Raw genomic sequence first — 21,371 nt, forward strand, 5'->3', positions numbered from 1 at the left:
GGTGGCAGTCACTGCGATGGTGGATACGGACCGTATCCTCCCGGCGATCCTTGCGAACCAGGGGGTCCCGATGGGTAACCGGGCTGGCCCGCTGGGTAACCGGGTTGCCCCGAGGGATACCCCGGCTGAGGCGCTCCGTAACCACCGGCTCCAGGCCCACCCGGTACGCCGGTTCCCGGCCACTCGCCCTGCCCTCCAGCCCCCGGCTGCGGCGGACCGTAGCCACCAGGACCGGGCTGAGGCGCTCCGTAACCACCGGGGCCCGGCTGCGGACCGCCGTACCCGCCCGGGCCGTCCTGGACCCCAGGACCGCCTGGCCCCGGCATCCCGGGTCCGCCCGGAGGCATCGCCTGCGGGAAGGCCGGCATCGGCGGGAACGGGACGCTGGCCCGTCGGGCGCGCAGCTCGTCGAGCAACCGCTTCTCGTCCTGCAGAGCCTCCGGCCCGATCACCTGGCGGACGATCTTGTCCCGCAGGTAGGCCAGGTCGGTCGCGTTCTGCTGGAAGGCCTTCGCGGCCGCTTCGGCCTGACCGCCGTACCGGCGGGCGTTCTGGCGGAGCGCCTTGCGCCCGCGCATGGTCGCGATCAGTGGTACTTCGGGAGCGACCAGCCAGCCGAACCGCACGTAGTCGTAGAGCCGCGAGGCGATCATCTTGCCTTCGCGCGACCGCAGGATCAGCGCGAACACCACCATGCCGACGAAGATCGGCACCATCAGCAGGAAGTAGGCCAGCAGGAAGCCGGTGCCCTCGGCCCAGCTCGCGGAGGCGTTCCAGGCCGCGTGCGCGAGCACCGCCGCCAGGTAGCCGACCACCGGGGCCAGGTAGCGCACCGCCGTACTGCGATGCCGGACGGCGATCCCGATTCCGATCGCGGTAAAGGAGGTGAAGAGTGGATGCGCGAACGGCGACATCACGCCGCGCAGGATGAAGAGGACAAGCACACCGCGCAGACCCGCGTCGCTCCCGGCCTCGTGCGACAGCTCACTGAAGATGCGGCCGTAGTAGAGGATGTTCTCGGTGAAGGCGAAGCCGACACCGACCATCCCGGCGTACACGAGGCCGTCGATGATCCCGTCGAACTCCTTGCGGCGCACCAGCGCCAGCAGCAGGATGACGGACCCCTTGGCGAACTCCTCCACCGGCGGCGCGACGAAGATGGCCGACCGGTCGCCACCCGCGCCGGTCTCGGCCAGCTGCTTGGCGACCTCGGTGTTGATGAAGATCGCGACCAGCGTCGCGATGAACGCACCCCAGCAGAGCGCGAACAGAATGTACTTGGTCGGCTCCGGCTCGTAACGGTCCAGCCAGAGGTACAGCGCGATCACCGGGATGACCGGCACCATCGCGAACGCCATCCCCCAGGTGAACCCGCCGGCCCCGGTCGAATCCGCCACGATCGCGAAGATCGCCAGCCCGGCGATCGCCATCAGCACCACGACCACGATGCCGATCAGCAGACCGCGGTTGCGCCGCTGCCCGGGCACCGGATGGTTCCCGAGCACGTTCGGCTGCGGGTACTGTCCGCCGGGCGGGTACGCCGTCGCCGCCGCGGGCTGCGGCGACCCGGCCGGGCCAGGTGAGGGGTAACTCATGCCCGCAGCCTAGTTGGATCACCCACCCGACGGCAGAACCGCCCACGCGGCGTTACCGTGATGGAACGACAACCCTGTACTTCCACGCCACACCAGGTAACCCGGCAGCGCGATCACCCGCCCATCTGACAGACTCTTCCTGGCATGCGCCAGTAGCTCAGCTGGATAGAGCGTCGGACTTCTAATCCGTTGGTCGCAGGTTCGAGTCCTGCCTGGCGCGCTTGCTCTGACCAGGGCGTTCGTCTTCCCGGACGAGCGCCCTGGCCCTCGTTGGGAACACTTTGGGGAACAGGCACCTAGCTCGGCCCGAGTGGCTACCTTCACTGAGCCTCCTGGATTGGCCTGCCCCGGTCGTAGGTTGTGCCGATGGATGTCGAGGGCTGGTACGAGGTTGCCGATCAGGTCTGGTTTCGCCGCTATGACTACGGGGACGAGAACGTCGGCCTCATCGGCAGTGGGGCTGGTTTGCTGGTGGTCGACACCCGCGCGAGCGAGGTACACGCCGAGGAACTGATCGCCGACATCCGCCGCCTGTCGGATGAGCCGATTGCCGGAGTGATCAACACCCACGGTCACTGGGATCACGCCTTCGGGAACGCAGCATTCGGCGACGTACCCATCTGGGGCCATCGCTCCTGCCCCGACTTCATGGCGACGACAGCCGAGGCCATGCGGCACCGATTGATGACGACGGAGCCGTTCAATGTCATGCAGGCAGCGCTTCGTGCAGTGCGCATCACGCCACCCAATCGTCTGGTCGACGTGGCGGAAGTGATCTCGGTCGGTGGTCGAGAGATTCGTCTTCACCATCCCGGCCGGGGGCATACCGGTGGCGACCTGGTAGTCGAGGTTCCCGATTGCTCCGTCGTCTTCGTGGGCGACCTGGTGAAGGAGAACGGACCACCCGGCTACCGCGACGCGTATCCGCTGGAGTGGCCACAGACCATGCAGCACGTCATCGGCCTTGTCGATGGACCTGTCGTTCCGGGCCACGGTGACCTGATCGATCGATCATTCGTCCAGTCATTCACCGACCAGCTGGACGCGGTGGCCCAGCTCATTGTCGCGGTCATGAGCGAGCAACTCTCACCTGACCAAGCCGCGGAACAATCCCCGGTCCACCCCCGAGCCTTCCATCAGGCCCTGGGCCGGCTGAGGTGACGCGGGTGGGTGAACCGTAGTGAGGACCACCGGTTACTTGCGAGCCAGGGATGAGCTGTCTGCTGCTGGGGTGTCCCAGCCCGAGACGAACCATCGGACTGCGCCCGTCGCCGGGTCGTACAGTCGCCGTTCCATGGTGCCGATGTTGCCACCGTAGACGTGGATCCCGACGGCGGGCTCGGTGCCGACGGCTACGACAGCGTGGACGTCGTCGTCGGTCGTACAGCACACGGTGACTTGTCCGCGCTCCCATACGTGTTCGCCGGCCGGCGTGAGAGGGCTATCGGCGGCCGTGGGTTTGACGTAGCGGAGCTCGCGTTCGGCTCCCGCGTAGATGCCGGCGACGCCCCAGGTCTCATGACCGTGCACAGGCGTGCGTTGGCCTAGGTTCCAGACGACGCAGGCCAAGGACCAGCTGTCGTCGGCAGCGATGTACAGCGGATAGTTGACGTGGTGCTCGTCCGATCCGCGCAGGACCTCGGCCGGGAGGCGGTAGCCGCCGGCCAGGAGGGCGGACAACCGCTCCGCGACCCGCTTGGTGACCTCGTGCTCGTCGTCGGTGCTGCCGACCACGAGCTCCACGTCGCGGACGAAGGTCTGCAGGGCGTCCTCAGGTTTCATCGTGTTCTCCTCTGAGAGTGTTCGACGCTGCCGTCCGGGTCAGGGCAGCACGCGATAGATCAGGTGTGTCACCGAGTTCGCTGCTCGCGACTCCACCTGCTGCAGGTTCAGCGGCCCGACGCCGTCGAACAGTCGCGTGCCGGCGCCGAGCGTCAGCGGCACGATGTGCAGCCGCAGCTCGTCGATCCGGCCGGCGGCGAGGTACTGGTTGACGGTGGTCGCGCCGCCATGGATGGAGATGTCGCCGTCCCCGACCGCGTCGCGGGCGCGTTTCAGCGCGGATTCGATTCCGTCGGTGACGAAGTGGAACGTAGTGCCGCCATCCATCGGCTGCGGATCGCGCGGGTGGTGGGTGAGCACGAAGACCGGGCCGTGGTACGGCGGATTGTCGCCCCACCAGCCTTTCCACTGCCGGTCCCACTCACCCCGCACGGGTCCGAACATGTTGCGTCCCATGATGAACGCCTTGGCCGCGGTTCCCCGGTCGAGCTCTACCTGGTTCTCCTCGGCAGCGGCGTACCAGGCGTGCAGTTTGTCGCCCCAGCCGTCTCCGCCGTCGTCGCCGAACGGCCGTTGCTCGCTCTGGTTGAGCCCTGCCGAGTATCCGTCGACCGAGATCGTCAGATCGCAGGTCACCTTGCCCAGCCGTGTCGTCATGTGCGCTCTCCTCCTCGTGGCGACCTGCCGTCGCCGGTGCGGTGATGGTCCCGTCAGTTGCCAGCATGGCCGAGTTGTCACATGACGTCTAATGTCAATTCGGTCGGAAATACATTGATATCCTTGATCTATGCTCAGCCTGGTTCACCTCAAGGTTCTGGCCGCGGTGGCCCGACACGGCTCGGTCACCGAAGCAGCGGCCGAGTTGCACTACTCCCAGCCGTCGGTGAGCCACCATCTGGCCCGCCTGGAAGTGGCCACCGGCGCCAAACTCGTTCAGCGGATCGGCCGCGGGATCCGGCTGACGCCTGAAGGGCAGTTGCTGGCCAACCGGGCCGCCGAGATCCTGGGCCGGGTCGACGCGGCGACCAACGAGTTGGCCGCCCAGGTCGGCCTGCGGGCCGGGCGGGTCCGGCTGGCTGCCAACGCCTCCACGCTGAGCACGATCGTGCCCGCGGCAGCCGCAGCGTTGGCCGGGGCGCATCCAGGGCTCGAGCTGAGTCTGTTCGACCGCCATCCCGCCGAGTCGCTCGACATGCTGCGGCAGGGCGAGATCGACATCGCCCTCGTCTACCGCCACGCCGACGCCCCCGCCGAGGAGGAAGGGTTCCGCCTCGCGCACCTCCGCGACGATCCGGTCTACCTCATCAGCCAACGGCCCGGCGACAGCCTCGCCAACCACCGCCACTCCGCCTGGATCGGCGGTTGCGAGCATTGTCAGAACGAACTCGACGCCGCGTGTCGGCACGAGGGCTTCACTCCCCGCATCGCCTCACACAGCGACGACATGGTCGTCGTGCAGTCCCTCGTCGCCGCCGGCATCGGCGTCGCCATCCTGCCGGGCCTCGCTCTCCAAGCCCACCGCCGACCCGACATTCACGCCACCGAGCTCACCGGCCGCCACCGGCAGATCTACGCCGCCACCTACGGCAGCCCACCCGACCCGCCCGCTGCGACCGCCGTACTGGCCGCACTTGCTGACGCCGCCGCATCGTCAACCACACCCCGCCGCACAACCCGACGAAACGACGGATGACCAGCGACCGGCCGAGCTGTAGTCACCAGCCGGCGGGGCGGAGGTGCGGGAGCGATTGCGGGTGGTCGAGGTCGAGGCGGGCGGAGATTTCTGTGGCCGCCTGCTGGTGTTTTCGGGCTGCGTCAGGGTCGTCTGCGCTGAGGAGCTGGGCGAGTTCGTGGTGGGCCTGGGCTTGTTCGTGGAGGTGATCTCCCTGAACTGCGCTGGTGAGGGCGAGCTCGTAGTGCTCGACGGCCTCGGCTCTGCTTCCCAGTACGGCGAGGGTCCGGCCGAGTTCGATCCGGGCGTGGGCCTGGAGCCGGGCGTCGTCGTCGAGCATGGGCACAGCGGCGCGTAGTGGTGCCAGGGCGTCCTGGGCATGTCCTGCCGAGCGGTGTGCTGTGCCGATGAGAATCAGGGTCTCGGCTTCACCTTCTTGGTCACCGATCCGGTGCCGCAGGTCGCGGGCCTGGTGGAGGTGGCCGAGGGCTTCCTCGGTAGCGCCGAGCGCGATGAGGCAACGGGCCAGGGCGGTAAGCACGTGGTCGTTGGGACTGACCTGGCCCAGGGTTTCGCAGTCGGTGTACGCCGTTCGCAGGTAGCCGAGCGCAGCCTCGTGCTCGCCGTTCAGCCCCCGTACGACGCCGCGCGTCCAGAAGGTGATGACCTGGGCGTCGATGCCGAGTGGGGACAGCCGGTCGAGTTCGGTGAGTTCGTCGTACGCCGATTGCGCATCGTGTGCCGCCTGCGCGTGTGCACCGCGTTGCAGGTTCATCAGGCCGAGCAGGGCGAGTGTGTGTGCGTGAGACTCGGTGTTCTTCTGTTCCTTAGCCGAGGCGGTCAGCAGGTCGTAGGCACGCGAGGTATGGCCGGCTGACCAGTGGGCCAGCGCCAGCAGAGTGCTCACCAGTCCCGCGTCGCCCGTGCCCGTCTCCTCCGCCGCGGCCAGACCCTGCTCGAGCATCTCGATCGGATCGTCGGCGACGTTGCGCCCCAGGAGATGCCAGAAGGAGATGGCCAACTGCCAGGCGTTGTTGCTGTACCCCTCAGCCGCAGCACAGCGAGTCGCGGCCAACAGGTTGCCGCGTTCCGCAATCAGCCATGCGCGCGCTGCCTCGGCCTCCGGGCCGCTGCCCTCCTGCCGGGCGGTCGCATCCGTAATGGCTGTCAGGTAGTGGTCGAGCATCTTCTCGGTCATCTGGGGGTCGTCAGACAGACCGCGGGCGTACTGCCGCAGCAGGTCATGCTGGCGGTAGCGACCGGGCACGGGTTCGTCAGCCAGATGGACATCGACCAGCCGCTGCAGGGCGTCGTCAGCCCGTCCCAAGGGCAGGTCGGTCATGGCCGCGATGACTCCGGCGTCAGCATCGGCACCAGGGTGCCGGGCCAGGGCGTAGAAGACCTGCTGGTCGGCGGCCGGCAGGTGCTCATGGGACATCCGGAACGCCAGGGCGACCTCGCGGTCGGCGAACAGTTGCGGCAACCGTCCGCGCGCATTGGCCAGCTGCGCGGAAAGATGCGCAACCGGCCAAGCAGTGCGATGCGCCAGCCGCGCCCCGGACAGGCGCAGTGCGAGCGGCAGACCCGCACAGATGCGGACGATGTGTGCCACCGCCTCGGGCTCAGCGGCCACTCTGTCGGCGCCCACCTGGCGAGCGAAGAACGCCGTAGCCTCCTCCTCCGGCAGAACGACCAGCGACAGCGGCCGCGCCCCGGCGAGGTTCGGCAACCTGGCTCGACTCGTCACGATCACGAGGCTGGGACCGGCGGGCAGCAGCGGGGCCACCTGCGACTCGTCCACTGCGTTGTCGAAGATGACCAGGAGCCGCAGTGCCGCGGTCTTCGCCCGCCACTGCGCCTTGGCATCACCGGTCACAGCGATGGCGAGCTGCCCCAGCAGAACGCCCAGAGCCTCGTCTGTGGTCAGCGGCAGCTTGCCCGCGCTGTGGCCTTGCAGGTCGACGAAGAGCGCACCGTCGGGAAACCGATCGGCCAGCAGGTGGCCGGCGTGGACAGCAAAGGCGGTCTTGCCGACCCCTCCCATCCCGTCGATCGTGTAGACGGTGGCTCGGTCATCGGCGGATGCGGCCAGCCGGGCGAGTTCGCTGTCCCGCCCGGTGAAGTCCGGAAGGTCACGCGGAAGACAGTTGCGGGGCGCCACAACGATCGGGCTCTCCCCCGCGTCGATGGCCGGCGCCGCGGTCCGAGGGAGGTTGGCGGCGAGGATCTGCCGATGCAGGTCCTGGAGCTCAGCCCCAGGATCGGCACCCAGCTCTTCGACCAGCCACGTACGCACCTGCTGGTAGTGCCGCAGCGCTTCGGCGGCTCTTCCTGCTTGGTACAGCGCCAGCATGTACTGCCCCGCCACCCGTTCGTCCGACGGATGCTCACCGGCCCGCGCAGACAACGCGGCGAGGAGCTCTTCACCGTGCCCTGACCGCAGCCGGGCATCGACCAGATCGTGCTGTGCCGCCAGCCGCTCCTGCTCCAGCTGGTCGCGTTCGGTTTCGGCCCACCTGCCGTTCAACCCGGTCAGCGCATCTCCACGCCACCAGCTCAAGGCCTCAGTCAGCCATCGCACAGCCTGTACGTCGTCTTCGCGGCCGCGCGCAACCAGCGCACGGAATCGGTGCAGATCGACCACCTGCTGCGCTGCGGAGGTGACGAGTACGTAGCCGCCTGAGCGCCGCACGATGGACACGTCTGCCGCGCCCGACAAGGCCCCGCGTAGCCGAGAGATGTAGCTGTGCAGCGTCGCTCGCGCGCTCGGCGGCGCTTCCGCACCCCAGACCCGCGCGACCAGCCGATCCACCGGCACCACTCGGTCGGCCTCGACGGCGAGTGCCGCCAACATGCACCGCTGCATCGGCGGTCCCAGATCGACCGACCGCCCGTCGACCAGCGCGTCCACTTCACCCAGCAGACGTATTTCAGCCGTCACACCCAGCCCCCTGACGCAACGGTCGCTAACGACACGGTGAGAGGTCCTGTGCAGCGTAGTGCAGAAACCTGCAAGCAATTCACACGATCGCCCCGCCATCGTGAACGCCATTCCAGGGCGTTGCCGACCGGCGTCCGAAACCGTCGTGACAGGAGCAGGATCGTGGTGTCGAACAGCCGAGAAGCAGCCCAGGCGTTTCGTCGGTCATCTCGTCTGGTCACCGAGTCCTGGGACTGACGGCCCGACCATCTCGCCGCGGGCTTGCGTCGAGCGTGTCGGGGCAGTTGTGCGGATCCGGGTTCTGGGCCAGGTCGATCAGGACGTCCAGGCGGCGGCCGGCTTCTTCGAGGTCGGCGGTTCGTTGAGTGATGTTGGCGCGCTCGGAGATCAGGCACTGCATGAGCTCAGGGCCGATCACCTGCGCGTCGATGCTGGGGAGCAGGGGTTTGATAAGGCGGCTGCTGAGCCCTGCGGTGTAGAGCTGCTGGATGAGCAGGACCCGGTCGACGGCTGAGTCGGGGTAGACGCGCTGGCCGCTGAACGTGCGGTCGGACTCGAGCAAGCCCTGCTCTTCGTAGTAGCGGAGGGCACGCGTACTCACACCGGACTTGTGGGCCAGCTCACCGATACGCACAGCCGTTCCTCCTTGCCTTTGACGTCAACGTCAAGAAATAGCGTAGCGAGCATGAACATCACGCTTGCGAACGGTCTCAACCTCGAATACGAGTCCTACGGACCCGAGGACGGCGAATCCATCCTGCTCGTCATGGGTGTCGGCGGGCAGCTGACGCTCTGGCCCCTCGGCTTCGTAGACCTGCTGGTGCAGAAGGGCTTCCGCCTCATCCGGTACGACGCGCGCGACGTCGGCCTGTCCGACAAGCTCGACGGGGTGGCGGCGTACTCACTCGACGACCTGGCGGCCGATGCCGTCGGACTCCTGGACGCATTGGGGATCCGCGCGGCCCACATCGTCGGCGGTTCGATGGGCGGCATGGTCGCGCAGCTGATCGCGATCAATCACCCGGAGCACGTCCGCACCTTGACCTCGATCATGTCGAGCACGGGCAATCCCGACCTGCCCGGCCCCTCCCCCGAGCTGATCCAACAACTGCTGGCTCCGGCGCCTGACCCGCACGAAGATCTGGACGCCTTCCTCGACCACCAAGTCGCCAATGCGCAGCTCACCCAGTCCCCTGACTACCCCACCGATCCGCAGGAACTACGCGCTCAGTTCGCCAGCGACTTCAACCGCTCCCACTACCCGGACGGAGCACTACGCCATCAGACGGCGACCTTCGCGGCCACAGATCGCCGTACCGGCCTCAGAGCCGTCTCCGTTCCTACGCTGGTGATTCACGGCGAGGCTGACCCGCTCATCCCGGTAGCCGCCGGGCGCGACACCGCCGAGAGCATCCCGGGCGCCCGCCTGCTCCTCATCCCTGGCATGGGACATGACCTGGCACCTCAGCTCTTGAGCCAGTACGCCGACGCAATCGTCGAACTGGCTAGTGGGGCGTAGGGGTGGCGATGATGCCGTTGATCAGCATGTCGACGGCCCAGTGGCTGCGCTCCGACGGCGTACCGGACACCAGGCTCGCGGCTTGTTGGTGGAGGTGCGGGTAGTCGTCGGCTGGGGCGCTGGCGAGGGTGTCGCTGAGTTGTTGCCACTCAGCCTCCGAGTCGCGCTTGGTGTCGACGGCGTGTTCAGCAGCCGTTGCCGTAGCTGTCTGTAGCAGGTAGTCCACACCCCAGGCCGCTTGCCCAGCTGGTACTCGGCCAGCCGCCAGCAGGCCGAGCAAGGTGTCGATCAACGCCAGGTAGTTGGGCCCGTTGGGACGCAGGCTGAGCGCGGAGCGCGCCAAGCTGGGATGCGCGAACAGCAGGTCGGAATAGCTACGCAGAACCCGATGGAGGCCCGCGCGCCAATCGGTGGCGGGCGCTAGATCGACCTGTGCCAGCAGACGATCCAGGATTGCCGCATGCAGTTCGTAGGCATTGGCGACGTACACGTAGAGCGAGGCGGCGCCAGTGTCGAGCTCCTGCGCGAGCCGGCGCATGGTGACGCGCTGCAGACCCTCGCTGTCCATCAACCGCACCGCCGCGTCGACGATGCCCTCACGGGTCAGTGCAGGTTTGGCGGGACGCTCCCGCCGGCTCAGGCCAGGCATCGGACCACGCTACTGCAGCCCGGCCTCATCCCTCGCGTCCGTCGGGAATGGAGGTGAAGAACTCGGTGTAGCGCTCCAGAGCGTCCGGAGCGAACATGCTGTCCAGGTTCTCGGCGGATTCGGCGGCGCTGACTTCACTGCGCGGGAACAGTGCGTCCTCGTAGGCGGTCAGCGCGGCATCCAGATCACCCGGGTGCGCAGCGATCGCCTGGCCGAGCTCGGCCCCGTCGAAGATCGCCAGGTTGGCGCCCTCGCCGGCGAACGGCGACATCAGGTGGGCTGCGTCGCCCAACAGGGTCACACCGGCGGTGCGCTCCCAGCGGTGTCCGACCGGAAGCGCGTGGATGCGGCGTGGGACCAGCGGATTGTCGGCATCGGCGACCAGGGCCTGCAGGTCCTTGTCCCAGCCGTCGAAGTAGCTCAGGACAGCAGCCTTCGCAGCCTCCTGGTCGGTGAAGTCGATCGTGTCCAGCACGCCCTCGTCCACCTTGAGCGCGGTGTAGATGTGCAGGCTGCCGTCGGTCTCCCGGTGTCCGAGGAAGCCACGCTCGTCGCCCAGGCAGATGAACATCCCGTTCCCCACGATCGCGGCCTGGTTCGGGTGCTGTACGTCGGGATCCAGCAGATCGGATTCAACGAACGAGATCCCGGTGTACGTCGGTACGGCGTCCGACAGCAGCGGGCGGATCCGCGACCAGGCGCCGTCGGCCCCGATCAGGAGATCGGTGGTGATGGTGGACCCGTCCGCGAAGGTGACCTCGTGGCGGCCCCCGTCCAGCGAGCGCGCCCCGGTGACCTTCTTGCCCCAGTGGATCGAACCTTCGGACAGCGAGTCCAGCAGCAGCTTGCGCAGGTCGCCACGATCCACCTCGGGCCGGCCTCCGTCGCCGTCGTCCTCCTGCGCCACGTGGACGACGCCGTCCGAGCCGACCAGGCGCATCGCCTCGCCGCCCTCATGGATGATCGCGCGGAACTCGTCGTACAGGCCGGCCGCGCGCAGCGCCAGCTGCCCGTTCTCCTCGTGGATATCGAGCATGCCGCCCTGCACGCGGGTGTCCGCGGACGGCTCGAGCTCGAACAGCGCCGCCTCGATCCCGTTGACCTGCAGAACGCGCGCAGCCGTCAGGCCGCCGAGCCCGGCGCCGATGATCGCGATGGGGTAGTGCGTCGATGTGGTCATGTCCCCACCGTAACGAACATGTTCGTTACGAACAAGTTCGTTACCGAGCCGAGCCGAAACTGAAGAGCTGGTCGTCCACCACCAGCGGTTGCTCAGACCCCACATAACGGTGGACACCCACGCCGTAGCCCGCGTCAGGAGCCGACAGGTACAGCCGCTCGAAGCCCACAGCCTCGAACCACTCGCAGATGGCCGGCGCGAGGTCGGGCGCCTCGCGATGCCGTGTCCAGAGCAGGACAGCGCCCGGCTTGCAGAACTGCGGGCAGAAGGAGATCGTCCGCTCGATGTCCGCGTCGGAGATGTTCCCGAAGATCCCACACGCCAGTACGACGTCCGCCGGGACCAGACCGGCGTACTGATCGGTGAGCGACGCATCGCCCGTGACCACCTCGACCTGGCCGAGCCCAAGCTCCTCTACGGCAGCAGTCGCTACAGCGGTGTTGCGAGGGTCCAGCTCCACCAGCCGAGCCCGTACGTCGGTACGGCGCGGGTGATCCGCAAGCACCTCCAGCAGGTCACGTCCTTGCCCGGCACACAGGCTGATGACGTCCAGCGGACCAGGTCGTGCATCGGCTAGCGCAGTGCGGAGATGCCCCTGTACGTCGGCCAGTCGCCGGGCGAGCGGCGTACCGGGGCGGTCGTAGTCGTTGTGCCAGGCGGACCAGTCCACTTGTGTGTCCTCTCTCAGGGAACTCCTAAGGAGTTCTTAGTGCACCCATGGGGCAGAGCGCGGAACCCGCTCGTCTAACGAGTATTGGCGGGCTAAGGGAAGGGCACTGACGTGGTGGCGATGAACTTGGCGGTCGTCGAGGCCGAGGAGGAGATTCGGTACTCGGGCGACGCAATCGTCGTACTGGCTGGGATTCCGGGAGCTGGCAAGAGCACACTGCTGCGTCGGCTCTACCCGGAGGGCGCAGACCACGGCGGCGTGCAGGTCTTTGACTCTGAGCGGCTACGGGCGGGGTGGATGCGAGTGCTCGGCGTTGTGCCCTATTCCTACTGGCGTCCGCTACTGCACCTGACCTACCACGCCCAGGTGCTCACTGCGATGAAGAGCGGCCCGATGGTGATCCACGACTGCGCTACGCGGCCCTGGGTACGGCGTCTGCTCGGCTGGCGGGCTCAGCGCGCCGGGCTGCCGTTGCACCTGATCCTGATCGACGTGCCGGGTGAGGTGGCGCGCGACGGGCAGTGGGCACGCGGACGCGTCGTACGGACCGGCAGCATGGAGACGCACTGCCGTCGCTGGCCGCAACTGCTGGCCAAGGCCAGCGAGGACCCGGGCCAAGTCGTCCCGGGTGCGCGATCCGCGATCGTCCTGAGCCGGCGGCAAGCGGGCCGGCTGCAGGCGATCACCTTCCGTTGAGCTTGGCCTCCAGGCCGTCCAGCACGAGGTCGAGGCCGAACTCGAAGTCCTCGACCCGGCCGGACTGCATCACGTGCGTGATGATCCGCACGACGTGCGGGAACTGCTCGGGGTCCAGGCCGCCGACGACCTGAGCCGACACGTCGGGCGCGGCCTCGATCGAGAACGGCAGATTCAGCTCCTGCAAGGTGAAGCCGTACAGATGACTGTCCAGCGTGTGCCACGCATCCAGCGCACCCTCGACCGCGAAGCCGCCCTCGAGCAGCCGCCCGAGCGTCGAGTCCAGGTACTTCGTCATGCCCGGACCGATCGAGAACCGGGACATGATCTGCAGCGCCGCCCACGGATGCGCCACCAGCACCGAATGGGCGGAGATCGACCGGCGCCGCATCGCGTCCTTCCACGGCGTCCCGCTCGGCGGCACGTCGATGTCGGTCAGCACCAGGTCGACGATCGCGTCGAGCAGATCGTTCTTGTTCTTCACGTGGTTGTAGAGCGACATCGCCTCGATGCCGAGCTCGTTCCCGAGCTTGCGCATGCTCAGCGCGTCCAGCCCGTCCCGGTCGGCCAGCGCGATCGCGGCCCGGAGCACGCGCTCCCGGTTCAGTGGATCGCCCCGCGGTGTCATGGACATACTCTAACTTACGTCGTAAGCTTACGCCGTAAGTTAGAGCTTGGGGGGACACGAAATGCTCGCCATCACACAGGATCGGTACGGCGACAGCGGGGTGCTCGCGCTGCGCGACATCGACGTACCGATCCCGGCCGGGGACGAGGTCCTCGTCGAGGTCCGCGCGGCCGGGGTCGACCGGGGGGTCTGGCACCTCATGACCGGACTGCCCTATCCCGTCCGGTTCGCCGGGTACGGCGTTCGCGCGCCGAAGAACCCGGTGCTCGGGATGGACCTGGCCGGCGTGGTCAGCTCGGTCGGAGCCGGGGTCAGCCGGTTCCGACCGGGCGACGAGGTGTACGGCATCGGGATCGGCGCCTTCGCCGAATACGCGCGGGTGCTGGAGAAGAAGCTCGCACCGAAGCCGAAGAACCTCACCTTCGAACAGGCCGCCGCCGTACCGATCTCGTCGTTGACCGCTCTGCAGGCGGTTCGCGACCAGGCCGAGGTGAAGGTGGCAGACCGGGTCTTGATCCTCGGTGCGTCGGGAGGTGTGGGTAGTTATGCGGTGCAGGTGGCGGAGACGTACGGCGCCGAGGTGACCGGGGCCTGCAGCGCGGACAAGGCCGAGCTCGTCCAATGGCTCGGTGCCCATCACGTGCTCGACTACCGCACCGACGACTTCACGCAGTACGGGCCCTTCGACGTGATCATCGACGTCAACGGGAACGCGTCGCTGAGCCGACTACGCAAGGCACTCACCCCGAAGGGGACGCTTGTCATCGTCGGAGGTGAGAACGGTGGTCGCTGGCTGGGGGGCAACGACCGCCAACTGCGGGCAATGTTGCTGTCGAGATTCGTCGGGCAGCGGTTGCGTTCCTTCATCAACTCCGAGAACCACGTCGACCTGCAGACGATGACGGAACTGATCGAGACCGGCCAGGTGGTGCCGGCCCTCGACCGGGTGTTCCCGCTCGCCGAAACGGTGGCGGCGATCCAGTACCTGATGGACGGTCACGCGCGCGGGAAAGTGGTGATCAGCGTGGCCTGACAAGGGTTTCCGTGCCGCCGGGGGCGAGCGCACGGAAACTGTCGGTGGCGCCTGATTGAGTTGAACCTCGCGATCGGGAGGGGTGACCGTGAAGGTTCGAGTGGGGCGTGAGGTGCTGGCCGAGGCGGTCGGTTGGGTGGCCAGAGGGCTGCCGAGCCGGCCGAGTGTGCCGATTCTTGCCGGGATGGCCGTCGAGGTGGCCGACGGGATGCTGACGGTGTCGGGGTTCGATTACGAGAGCTCGGCACAGGTCGGCATCCCGGCCGAGGTGGGGGAAGACGGCCGGGTCCTGGTGTCGGGGCGACTACTGGCCGGCATCTGCCGGAGCATGCCGCGGGACACGGTCGATCTGAGCTCGGAGGGGGCTCGGGTCATCGTGTCCAGCGGTCATGCCCGGTTCGCGCTCCAGACGCTGCCGCTGGAGGAATACCCGCCGTTGCCGGAGCTTCCGGCGGCCGGCGGGGTGGTGAGCGGTGAGGTGTTCGCGCGAGCGGTCACTCAGGTGGTGAGCGCCACGGGGCGGGACGACACCTTGCCGGTCTTCACGGGGGTGCGGGTGGAGATTCGTGGGCCGGTGATCACGTTGCTGGCCACGGATCGCTACCGGCTGGCGGTCCGCAGCTTCGCCTGGGAGCCGGAGGATCCGGAGATCGAGGCGGACGCACTCGTCCCGGCCAAGGTGCTGGCCGACCTGGCCAAGACGCTGGCCGGCCACGAGGTCACCCTCGCACTCGGTTCAACTCGCACAGGGGACGGGTTGATCGGGTTCGAGGGGGCCGGCCGGCGAGCCACCAGCCGGTTGATCGACGCTGAGTTCCCCAAGGTGCGCAAGCTGATCCCGTCGCCGGACGCAGTCACCCGGACCGTCACAGTGCAGACCGCGAGCCTGATCGAAGCGGTCAAACGCGTCTCACTGGTGTCGGAGCGGACCTCACCGGTGCGGATCACGTTCGCCGACGGCACGGCGGCGCTCAGCGCCGGCAGTGGCGAAGAGGCCGAGGCCTCAGAACCGGTCGAGTGCACCCTCACGGGCGAGCCCCTGGTGATCGGGTTCAACACCGCCTACCTGCTGGACGCACTCGGCTCACTGGGCACCCCAGTGGCGCACTTCTCCTTCACCCAACCAACCAAACCGGTCAACGTGGTCGGCCTCCAATCCGCCGACGAAACCCCAAGCGGCGACTCGGCCTACATCGTCGTCCCCATGCGCGTGGCAGGGTGAGGCGTGCCTGAAACCAGCATCGCCCACTTAGACCAGGTAGCCGACCAGGACCTGGGTGAGGGTTTCTGGGGAGAGGGTGTGGAAGGTGCCGTCGTGGCCTTCCACCGTGCCGTGCGGGAGCGCTGCCGCGGCCTCACGGGCTGACATCTTGAACCAGTCCGGACTGGCGTTGCTGAACAGCGCCAGCGTCGGAGTCTCGATCGACTTCAGCAGCTCGGTCGGTACGGCGTTGTCGCCCAACTGCAGGGCGTCGTAGACCAGCGTCGGCGCCATCGCCTCCAGACTCGCCCACATCGGGGTGTCGCGGATCTGGTCAACCGCCTCCTTCGGCTGGCCGACGGCCTCGCAGATGAACAGCTCGACCGCTCCCCCGGGGTTCCCGCTGCCGATGAACTCCTGCAACCGCTCGAGGTATCGCTCCGGCACCGGCGGTGCGCCCTCGGTCCGGAACGGCGGCTCCATCAGTGCCTGGCGCTCGAACGACAGCCCGGCCTGCAGCAACACCATCACCCCGGACGAGAACGCACAGGCGAACCGCGCACCCGTCGCTGCCCGCACCGCGGCGAGGTCTTCCCATTCCCGTTCGACCGAGTACGGCGCGGTGTCACCCGAGTCGCCGCGCCCGCGCCGGTCGTAGTTCACCACGGTGAAGGCGGTCGACAGCGCCTCGACGTACGGGGTGATGGACGCCCGCTCGGTGAACGCACCCGCAACCAGGATCAGACCTGGTCCGCTGCCGACCACGTCGTACGCGATCTCGGTGCCGTCGTTCGACACGACCTTCTGCATCTCGTTGCTCCTTCTCGACGAACTCGATGAGTTCGATGAAATCCTGCCCTTGCCTCACCGTCGATCGGCAGGCCCCGAACCAGACATCCCATATCCTGTGACCTGGGTCACAGATAGGCCAGACCTATCGGGAAGATGCTCCGAGAACTACAGTTGGATTATGTATACAGACAGCTGGTATGCGCGATGCTGCTGAGGCAGTTGGAGTACCTGGTGGCCCTCGCCCGGGAGAAGCATTTCGCCCGGGCCGCGAATGCTTGCTACGTGTCGCAGCCCTCGCTGTCGGCGGCGATCCGCAAGCTGGAGCAGGAGCTCGACGTACCGATCGTACGGCGCGGACGCCGCTTCGAAGGGTTGACTCCAGAGGGCGAGCGCGTGCTGCTGTGGGCGCAGCGCATCCTGGCCGAGCAGGACGCCCTCAAGCATGAACTGTCGGTACTGCGCGGCGGCCTGACCGGCACCCTCCGGCTCGGCGCGATCCCGACCGCGATGCCGGTGGTTTCGTTGCTCACGACACCTTTCTGCGAACGGCACGGGAACGCGCGCGTGACGATCGAGTCGCTGTCGTCGCGTGACATCACGCAGAAGCTGGCCGAGTTCGACCTGGACGTCGCGATGACCTATCTCGACGACGACACCCTCGGCCAGGTCCGCAAGACCCCGCTCTACGAAGAGCGTTACCTGCTCCTCACCCCGCAGCACTCGCGGCTGGCGGAGTTGCCGATGGCAACCTGGGCGGAGGTCGCCGAGCTACCGCTCTGCCTCCTCTCGCCGGACATGCGCAACCGCCGCATCATGAACGGCTACTTCACCGACGACGGCGCCGTCGCCACTCCGGCCATCGAGAGCGATACCGTCTCCGGCCTCTACAGCCATCTGCACGGCAACCACTGGTCGACCGTCATCTCCCATGCCTGGCTGCACATGTTCGGCGTACCGGACGGGATGCGCGTCGTACCACTGAAGGGTCCCGCGCACGGACCGCGGGTCGGCTTGGTGATCGCGGCGCGCAGTCCCGAACCAGTGCTCGCACGCGCTCTGCTCGATGTCGCGCGTCAGGCCGGCGTCCACAAAGCCCTCGACGATCTACTCGACGTGCATCTGATGGGCACGGCCTATCACGACATAACGAGCAAGTCTTTGACCGTCGGCACCTGACCGCGGGACGGTGGAATCCCCTTCAGAACAAGGAGATTCCACATCATGGCGAAGATCCTCTGTGTCCTGTACGACGACCCTGCGGCCGGGTACCCGAAGTCCTACGCACGCGACGACATCCCCGCGATCACGAGCTACCCCGGCGGTCAGACCGCACCGACTCCGCAGGCGATCGACTTCACACCGGGCGAGCTGCTCGGCAGCGTGTCGGGCGAGCTCGGCCTGCGTAGCTTCCTGGAGAGCCAGGGGCACACGCTGGTCGTGACGTCCGACAAAGAGGGTGACGGGTCAGTCCTCGATCGAGAACTGCCGGACACCGATGTGGTGATCTCGCAACCGTTCTGGCCGGCTTACCTGACCGCCGAGCGGATCGCGAAGGCGCCGAACCTCAAGCTCGCGATCACCGCCGGCATCGGCTCCGACCATGTCGATCTGGACGCGGCCGTCCAGCACGGCGTCACGGTTGCCGAGGTCACGTTCAGCAACAGCATCAGCGTCGCCGAACACGTGGTGATGATGATCCTCGGGCTGGTGCGGAACTACATCCCGTCGTACCAGGTGGTCGTCGACGGCGGCTGGAACATCGCGGACTGCGTCCAACGCTCCTACGACCTCGAGGGGATGAACGTCGGCACGGTCGCGGCCGGGCGCATCGGTACGGCGGTACTGCGGCGGCTCGCGCCGTTCGACGTGAACCTGCACTACACCGATCGGCATCGCCTCCCCGAGTCGGTCGAGCGCGAACTCAACCTGACCTTCCACGCGAGTGCCGCCGACCTGGTTCCGCACTGCGACGTGGTGACGATCAACGCACCGCTGCACCCGGAGACGGAGGGGCTCTTCGGGGAGAAGCTGCTGTCGACGATGAAGCGCGGCACCTACCTGATCAACACCGCGCGGGCGAAGATCGTCGACCGCGACGCGATCGTCAAAGCCTTGGAGAGCGGCCAGCTCGCCGGGTACGCCGGTGATGTCTGGTATCCGCAGCCGGCGCCGGCCGACCACCCGTGGCGGACGATGCCGAACCACGGCATGACCCCGCACATCTCCGGCTCCTCACTGTCCGCGCAGGCCCGGTACGCCGCGGGGACCCGCGAGATCCTGGAGTCGTGGCTGGCCGGAACGCCGATTCGCGACGAATACCTGATTGTCGACGGTGGGCGACTGGCCGGCGCCGGAGCGCATTCGTATTCGACCCGTATGTAAGGCGGATCACGTGAGATGCGGGCATGCCGGGTGAGCACACCTGGTTGAATGTATACAGAAGCCAGAATTCACAATCAGCTCCCCCGGGGAGCAGAAGGGAAAGCAATGATCTTCACCCGTAGGTTCGGTGCTCTGGCGGCGCGCCCGCAGTTTCCGGATGCCCCGGAGCTGCAGCAGGAACTCATCAACCCCGTAGACCTGGACACCGAACTCGCCGAGCTGACCCGCAAGGCTGAGCAGGAGCGCGCCGAGGAATCGGCCGCCTGACGATCCGCCCAAGACTGCGAAATCACTATGTACGGTCATGGCACTTGGTAGACTGTCTACCAAGTGCCATGCTGTTGCTTCAGGCAAAACGGGAGGACCCTCGATGACGACGATCAGCACAGGAGCGGAACCGGCCGGCGTTCGGCATGTGAAGCGGCCGCAGCCGTTGCGGGAGTCCGTCTACGAGGCGCTGACCGAGATGATCATCGACGGCACCCTGGAGCGCGGCCGACACCTGGTCGAGGTCGAGCTCGCCGGTCTGCTCGGCGTCTCCCGCCAGCCGGTGCGCGAGGCGCTGCAGCGACTCAACAACGAGGGCTGGGTGGACCTGCGGCCCGGCTTCGGAGCCATGGTCCACGTGCCGGCCGAGGACGAGGTCGACCAGCTCCTGGCCGCCCGCGCCGCGCTGGAGTCCGAGTCCGCCCGACTGGCCGCCCGGCACGCGACCAAGGAAGACCTGGCCAAGCTCAAGGAGCTCTGCAAGGTCGGTTCGGCGTACCACGAGTCCGGTGACACCGACGGCGCCGTCCGCACCAACGGCGAACTGCACGCCTTCATCACGCAGATGTCCGGCAACCGGTTCCTGATCGACTTCGCCGCGCAGGTCGACCGACGCGTCCGCTGGTACTACACGCCGCTCGCCCCGGTCCGCGGCGCCGCCTCCTGGCGCGAACACAGCCGGCTCGTCAAGGCCATCAGCGATGGTGACGAGGACAAGGCCGCCCAGACCATGCGGGAGCACACCGAGCACACCCGCAAGGCCTACCACGACCTCCGCGCCGCCGAAGGCCCCACCGAGCCAGCTCCCGAGCCCGAGCCCCGCCGCCGGCGCCGCACCCTCTAGTAGGTCACCGCACGCAGCACCTTGGCCGGGGCTCCGGCGGCGATCGAGTACGGCGGGATGTCGTGCGTGACGACGCTGTTGGCGCCGATCACGGATCGCTCGCCGATCGTGACGCCGCTGGTGACGACGACGTTCGCGCCGAGCCAGACGTTGTCGCCGATCCGCGTCGGTCCCTTGGAGTCGAACCCCTGCCACGGCACCGGTTTGTCCGGGTCGTCGTACCGGTGGTTGGAGTCGGTCACGAAACACCCGTTGGCGAGCATGCAGTGCGAACCGATCTCGACCAGCTCCAGCGCGGCCACCATCACGCCCAGGTTGAGAAACGTCCCCGAGCCGATCCGCACCCGAGCCTCATCCCCAACGGTGATCCATACGTTGGGCTCGAACAAGGTGTGCTCCCCCACCTCGAGCCGTCCATCCTGCAGCGCCTCCAGCACATTGCCCTGCAACGGCCACCGCGCGAACGCCCCGCGCCGCATCAGCTCCCAGTGGATCCGCGCCCGGTTCCAGGGCAACGTGTTGCGCTCGTACCAACGCCACTTCTGCACCCAAAGCTTCGCCTGCGCAGCAAGATCGTCCACGCCCTCAGACTAAGGCGCCTTCCGCCGCTCCCGGTTCAGGTTGGCGACACCGGCGCCGAGCGGGTCTGATCAGGCCCGCTCACGCCGGTGGTCGCGGATGCGGATGACGATGCCGACAATCACCAGCCCGATGAACAGGACGATCCCGGTGAGAGTCAGCGGCGCCGTGTGCACACCTGAGGCGACCACCATGAACACGATCCAGGCAGCGAAGGACAGCAGGTGCCAAGGACGGGTGTTGTGCACGTCGAACATGATCAGGCTGACGACGGCTGCGACCACGAAGGTCCCGATCAACCACCATGACTCCAGCCACGCTTGCGCCATCGGCCTCACCCTCCCGGGCCGAGTGTACGACGATCGCCCGCAACTCCTGGTGGGAGTTGCGGGCGACGTGTGTCAGGCGGCGCGTTTTGAGGGACGGCGGCCGCGGCCGGTGGCGGCTTTGCGGGCCTCCAGGGCGGAGGCCAGGTGGGAGTACTGCTCGACGGTACGGCGGGCGTACCGGTTGTGCGGGAGGATCCGTGGCCACCAGTGGCGGCCGAGCTGTTCGTGCATCCACAGGAAGCCGATCGCGAACCCCATGCTGACCAGGGCCCGGAACGCGAGGAACTTCCAGGGGTCGGGCGGGAGACCGGGGCTGCCGGTCACCGCCCAGGACGTGGCGATCGCGTGCACCATCAGCGCCAGCGGAAAGGCGATCACCCAGTAGACCGCGGCCGGAGCGAACACTCCGGCCGGGACTTTGCCCAGGGCAACGAGTACGGCGTACCCGGCGCCGAACACGATCAGCGGCAACCCGAGACCGAGGCCGGTGGCGATCGCCCAGCCCAGCGGCTGGCCGGCCACGCCGCCGAGGATGCCGGCGACCAGCCCGGCCGCGGCACCTACGATCGCGGCCGGGACGGTGAACTCCAGGAGTTCTTTCGACGAGGTCAT

At 67.6% G+C, this 21,371-nt stretch carries 23 protein-coding genes and 1 tRNA gene; 11 read left to right on the forward strand and 13 right to left on the reverse strand.

Annotated features, from left to right (window positions below):
• Window positions 1–8: 8 nt before the first annotated feature.
• A complete protein-coding gene (locus ACIA49_RS01010; RefSeq protein ID WP_396375018.1) occupies window positions 9–1,595 on the reverse strand; it encodes a PrsW family glutamic-type intramembrane protease in 1,587 nt (528 codons plus the stop codon).
• A gap of 146 nt (window positions 1,596–1,741) precedes the next feature.
• Between ACIA49_RS01010 and ACIA49_RS01015 the strand changes: the two genes are divergently transcribed.
• Both ACIA49_RS01015 and ACIA49_RS01020 read left to right on the forward strand, forming a co-directional pair.
• Window positions 1,742–1,815: transfer RNA gene (locus ACIA49_RS01015), tRNA-Arg, on the forward strand.
• Between the two features lie 146 nt (window positions 1,816–1,961).
• Window positions 1,962–2,756: an MBL fold metallo-hydrolase gene (locus ACIA49_RS01020; RefSeq protein WP_396375020.1), complete on the forward strand. Its 795-nt coding sequence runs from the start codon at window positions 1,962–1,964 to the stop codon at window positions 2,754–2,756.
• Between the two features lie 33 nt (window positions 2,757–2,789).
• On the opposite strand, the gene ACIA49_RS01025 is transcribed toward ACIA49_RS01020, so the two are convergent.
• Both ACIA49_RS01025 and ACIA49_RS01030 read right to left on the reverse strand, forming a co-directional pair.
• Window positions 2,790–3,377 carry a hypothetical protein gene (locus ACIA49_RS01025; RefSeq protein WP_396375021.1) on the reverse strand — a complete coding sequence of 196 codons (588 nt, stop codon included), beginning with the start codon at window positions 3,375–3,377 and terminating at the stop codon, window positions 2,790–2,792.
• A 39-nt stretch (window positions 3,378–3,416) separates the two neighbouring features.
• Window positions 3,417–4,034, reverse strand: coding sequence for a dihydrofolate reductase family protein (locus ACIA49_RS01030; protein WP_396375022.1), 618 nt, complete (start codon window positions 4,032–4,034; stop codon window positions 3,417–3,419).
• Between the two features lie 130 nt (window positions 4,035–4,164).
• On the opposite strand from ACIA49_RS01030, the gene ACIA49_RS01035 reads away from it, so the two are divergent.
• Window positions 4,165–5,070, forward strand: coding sequence for a LysR family transcriptional regulator (locus ACIA49_RS01035; RefSeq protein WP_396375023.1), 906 nt, complete (start codon window positions 4,165–4,167; stop codon window positions 5,068–5,070).
• A 22-nt stretch (window positions 5,071–5,092) separates the two neighbouring features.
• On the opposite strand, the gene ACIA49_RS01040 is transcribed toward ACIA49_RS01035, so the two are convergent.
• A complete protein-coding gene (locus ACIA49_RS01040) occupies window positions 5,093–7,990 on the reverse strand; it encodes an AfsR/SARP family transcriptional regulator (protein ID WP_396375024.1) in 2,898 nt (965 codons plus the stop codon).
• A 217-nt stretch (window positions 7,991–8,207) separates the two neighbouring features.
• Window positions 8,208–8,624 carry a MerR family transcriptional regulator gene (locus ACIA49_RS01045; RefSeq protein WP_396375025.1) on the reverse strand — a complete coding sequence of 139 codons (417 nt, stop codon included), beginning with the start codon at window positions 8,622–8,624 and terminating at the stop codon, window positions 8,208–8,210.
• 51 nt (window positions 8,625–8,675) lie between these two features.
• On the opposite strand from ACIA49_RS01045, the gene ACIA49_RS01050 reads away from it, so the two are divergent.
• Window positions 8,676–9,509 carry an alpha/beta fold hydrolase gene (locus tag ACIA49_RS01050; RefSeq protein ID WP_396375026.1) on the forward strand — a complete coding sequence of 278 codons (834 nt, stop codon included), beginning with the start codon at window positions 8,676–8,678 and terminating at the stop codon, window positions 9,507–9,509.
• Here ACIA49_RS01050 and ACIA49_RS01055 read toward each other — a convergent pair.
• From ACIA49_RS01055 to ACIA49_RS01065, 3 genes are read right to left on the reverse strand one after another with little or no spacing between them, the layout of a single operon-like run.
• Complete coding sequence (locus tag ACIA49_RS01055; protein WP_396375027.1) at window positions 9,496–10,158, reverse strand: TetR/AcrR family transcriptional regulator; 663 nt, start codon at window positions 10,156–10,158, stop codon at window positions 9,496–9,498. The two genes, ACIA49_RS01050 and ACIA49_RS01055, sit on opposite strands and share 14 nt — an antisense overlap.
• Before the next feature lie 25 nt (window positions 10,159–10,183).
• Window positions 10,184–11,338, reverse strand: a complete 1,155-nt coding sequence (locus tag ACIA49_RS01060; protein WP_396375028.1) for an FAD-dependent oxidoreductase — start codon at window positions 11,336–11,338, stop codon at window positions 10,184–10,186.
• 40 nt (window positions 11,339–11,378) lie between these two features.
• Window positions 11,379–12,008: a class I SAM-dependent methyltransferase family protein gene (locus ACIA49_RS01065; RefSeq protein ID WP_396375029.1), complete on the reverse strand. Its 630-nt coding sequence runs from the start codon at window positions 12,006–12,008 to the stop codon at window positions 11,379–11,381.
• A gap of 120 nt (window positions 12,009–12,128) precedes the next feature.
• On the opposite strand from ACIA49_RS01065, the gene ACIA49_RS01070 reads away from it, so the two are divergent.
• A complete protein-coding gene (locus ACIA49_RS01070; RefSeq protein ID WP_396375030.1) occupies window positions 12,129–12,704 on the forward strand; it encodes an AAA family ATPase in 576 nt (191 codons plus the stop codon).
• Here ACIA49_RS01070 and ACIA49_RS01075 read toward each other — a convergent pair.
• Window positions 12,691–13,332, reverse strand: coding sequence for a TetR/AcrR family transcriptional regulator C-terminal domain-containing protein (locus ACIA49_RS01075; RefSeq protein ID WP_396375031.1), 642 nt, complete (start codon window positions 13,330–13,332; stop codon window positions 12,691–12,693). The two genes, ACIA49_RS01070 and ACIA49_RS01075, sit on opposite strands and share 14 nt — an antisense overlap.
• Before the next feature lie 61 nt (window positions 13,333–13,393).
• Here ACIA49_RS01075 and ACIA49_RS01080 point away from each other — a divergent pair, with 61 nt between their 5' ends.
• Both ACIA49_RS01080 and dnaN read left to right on the forward strand, forming a co-directional pair.
• Entirely contained in the window at window positions 13,394–14,365 is a 972-nt protein-coding gene (locus ACIA49_RS01080) for an NAD(P)-dependent alcohol dehydrogenase (RefSeq protein WP_396375033.1), read from the forward strand.
• A gap of 88 nt (window positions 14,366–14,453) precedes the next feature.
• Window positions 14,454–15,587 (forward strand): DNA polymerase III subunit beta, encoded by a 1,134-nt coding sequence (gene dnaN / locus ACIA49_RS01085; RefSeq protein WP_396375034.1) that lies wholly within the window; start codon window positions 14,454–14,456, stop codon window positions 15,585–15,587.
• Window positions 15,588–15,614: 27 nt separating this feature from the next.
• Here dnaN and ACIA49_RS01090 read toward each other — a convergent pair whose 3' ends face one another.
• Window positions 15,615–16,376 carry an alpha/beta fold hydrolase gene (locus ACIA49_RS01090; RefSeq protein WP_396375035.1) on the reverse strand — a complete coding sequence of 254 codons (762 nt, stop codon included), beginning with the start codon at window positions 16,374–16,376 and terminating at the stop codon, window positions 15,615–15,617.
• Between the two features lie 186 nt (window positions 16,377–16,562).
• Between ACIA49_RS01090 and ACIA49_RS01095 the strand changes: the two genes are divergently transcribed.
• The 4 genes from ACIA49_RS01095 (at window position 16,563) to ACIA49_RS01110 (ending at window position 19,851) form a co-directional block, all read left to right on the forward strand.
• A complete protein-coding gene (locus ACIA49_RS01095) occupies window positions 16,563–17,534 on the forward strand; it encodes a LysR family transcriptional regulator (RefSeq protein ID WP_396375036.1) in 972 nt (323 codons plus the stop codon).
• 45 nt (window positions 17,535–17,579) lie between these two features.
• Complete coding sequence (locus ACIA49_RS01100; RefSeq protein WP_396375037.1) at window positions 17,580–18,740, forward strand: NAD-dependent formate dehydrogenase; 1,161 nt, start codon at window positions 17,580–17,582, stop codon at window positions 18,738–18,740.
• A 105-nt stretch (window positions 18,741–18,845) separates the two neighbouring features.
• On the forward strand, window positions 18,846–19,007 hold the full coding sequence (locus tag ACIA49_RS01105) for a hypothetical protein (RefSeq protein ID WP_396375038.1): 162 nt from the start codon (window positions 18,846–18,848) through the stop codon (window positions 19,005–19,007).
• A gap of 103 nt (window positions 19,008–19,110) precedes the next feature.
• Window positions 19,111–19,851 (forward strand): GntR family transcriptional regulator, encoded by a 741-nt coding sequence (locus tag ACIA49_RS01110; RefSeq protein WP_396375039.1) that lies wholly within the window; start codon window positions 19,111–19,113, stop codon window positions 19,849–19,851.
• On the opposite strand, the gene ACIA49_RS01115 is transcribed toward ACIA49_RS01110, so the two are convergent.
• From ACIA49_RS01115 to ACIA49_RS01125, 3 genes are all read right to left on the reverse strand, one after another.
• A complete protein-coding gene (locus tag ACIA49_RS01115; RefSeq protein WP_396375040.1) occupies window positions 19,848–20,432 on the reverse strand; it encodes an acyltransferase in 585 nt (194 codons plus the stop codon). The two genes, ACIA49_RS01110 and ACIA49_RS01115, sit on opposite strands and share 4 nt — an antisense overlap.
• Before the next feature lie 69 nt (window positions 20,433–20,501).
• A complete protein-coding gene (locus tag ACIA49_RS01120) occupies window positions 20,502–20,759 on the reverse strand; it encodes a hypothetical protein (RefSeq protein ID WP_396375041.1) in 258 nt (85 codons plus the stop codon).
• 72 nt (window positions 20,760–20,831) lie between these two features.
• Window positions 20,832–21,371 carry a hypothetical protein gene (locus ACIA49_RS01125; RefSeq protein WP_396375042.1) on the reverse strand — a complete coding sequence of 180 codons (540 nt, stop codon included), beginning with the start codon at window positions 21,369–21,371 and terminating at the stop codon, window positions 20,832–20,834.

The organism is Kribbella sp. NPDC051587 (assembly GCF_044453945.1).
Lineage (GTDB): Bacteria > Actinomycetota > Actinomycetes > Propionibacteriales > Kribbellaceae > Kribbella.

What these genes read in the sequence shown, in the direction of transcription:
- ACIA49_RS01075 (WP_396375031.1), bottom strand. Translation starts at nt 13,332, where the DNA reads ATGACACCGCGGGGCGATCCACTGAACCGGGAGCGCGTGCTCCGGGCC.
- ACIA49_RS01055 (WP_396375027.1), bottom strand. Translation starts at nt 10,158, where the DNA reads ATGCCTGGCCTGAGCCGGCGGGAGCGTCCCGCCAAACCTGCACTGACC.
- ACIA49_RS01120 (WP_396375041.1), bottom strand. Translation starts at nt 20,759, where the DNA reads ATGGCGCAAGCGTGGCTGGAGTCATGGTGGTTGATCGGGACCTTCGTG.
- ACIA49_RS01035 (WP_396375023.1), top strand. Translation starts at nt 4,165, where the DNA reads ATGCTCAGCCTGGTTCACCTCAAGGTTCTGGCCGCGGTGGCCCGACAC.
- ACIA49_RS01125 (WP_396375042.1), bottom strand. Translation starts at nt 21,371, where the DNA reads ATGACCTCGTCGAAAGAACTCCTGGAGTTCACCGTCCCGGCCGCGATC.
- ACIA49_RS01030 (WP_396375022.1), bottom strand. Translation starts at nt 4,034, where the DNA reads ATGACGACACGGCTGGGCAAGGTGACCTGCGATCTGACGATCTCGGTC.
- ACIA49_RS01080 (WP_396375033.1), top strand. Translation starts at nt 13,394, where the DNA reads ATGCTCGCCATCACACAGGATCGGTACGGCGACAGCGGGGTGCTCGCG.
- ACIA49_RS01095 (WP_396375036.1), top strand. Translation starts at nt 16,563, where the DNA reads ATGCTGCTGAGGCAGTTGGAGTACCTGGTGGCCCTCGCCCGGGAGAAG.
- ACIA49_RS01105 (WP_396375038.1), top strand. Translation starts at nt 18,846, where the DNA reads ATGATCTTCACCCGTAGGTTCGGTGCTCTGGCGGCGCGCCCGCAGTTT.
- ACIA49_RS01010 (WP_396375018.1), bottom strand. Translation starts at nt 1,595, where the DNA reads ATGAGTTACCCCTCACCTGGCCCGGCCGGGTCGCCGCAGCCCGCGGCG.
- ACIA49_RS01025 (WP_396375021.1), bottom strand. Translation starts at nt 3,377, where the DNA reads ATGAAACCTGAGGACGCCCTGCAGACCTTCGTCCGCGACGTGGAGCTC.
- ACIA49_RS01060 (WP_396375028.1), bottom strand. Translation starts at nt 11,338, where the DNA reads ATGACCACATCGACGCACTACCCCATCGCGATCATCGGCGCCGGGCTC.
- ACIA49_RS01100 (WP_396375037.1), top strand. Translation starts at nt 17,580, where the DNA reads ATGGCGAAGATCCTCTGTGTCCTGTACGACGACCCTGCGGCCGGGTAC.
- ACIA49_RS01090 (WP_396375035.1), bottom strand. Translation starts at nt 16,376, where the DNA reads ATGCAGAAGGTCGTGTCGAACGACGGCACCGAGATCGCGTACGACGTG.
- ACIA49_RS01050 (WP_396375026.1), top strand. Translation starts at nt 8,676, where the DNA reads ATGAACATCACGCTTGCGAACGGTCTCAACCTCGAATACGAGTCCTAC.
- ACIA49_RS01110 (WP_396375039.1), top strand. Translation starts at nt 19,111, where the DNA reads ATGACGACGATCAGCACAGGAGCGGAACCGGCCGGCGTTCGGCATGTG.
- ACIA49_RS01020 (WP_396375020.1), top strand. Translation starts at nt 1,962, where the DNA reads ATGGATGTCGAGGGCTGGTACGAGGTTGCCGATCAGGTCTGGTTTCGC.
- ACIA49_RS01070 (WP_396375030.1), top strand. Translation starts at nt 12,129, where the DNA reads ATGAACTTGGCGGTCGTCGAGGCCGAGGAGGAGATTCGGTACTCGGGC.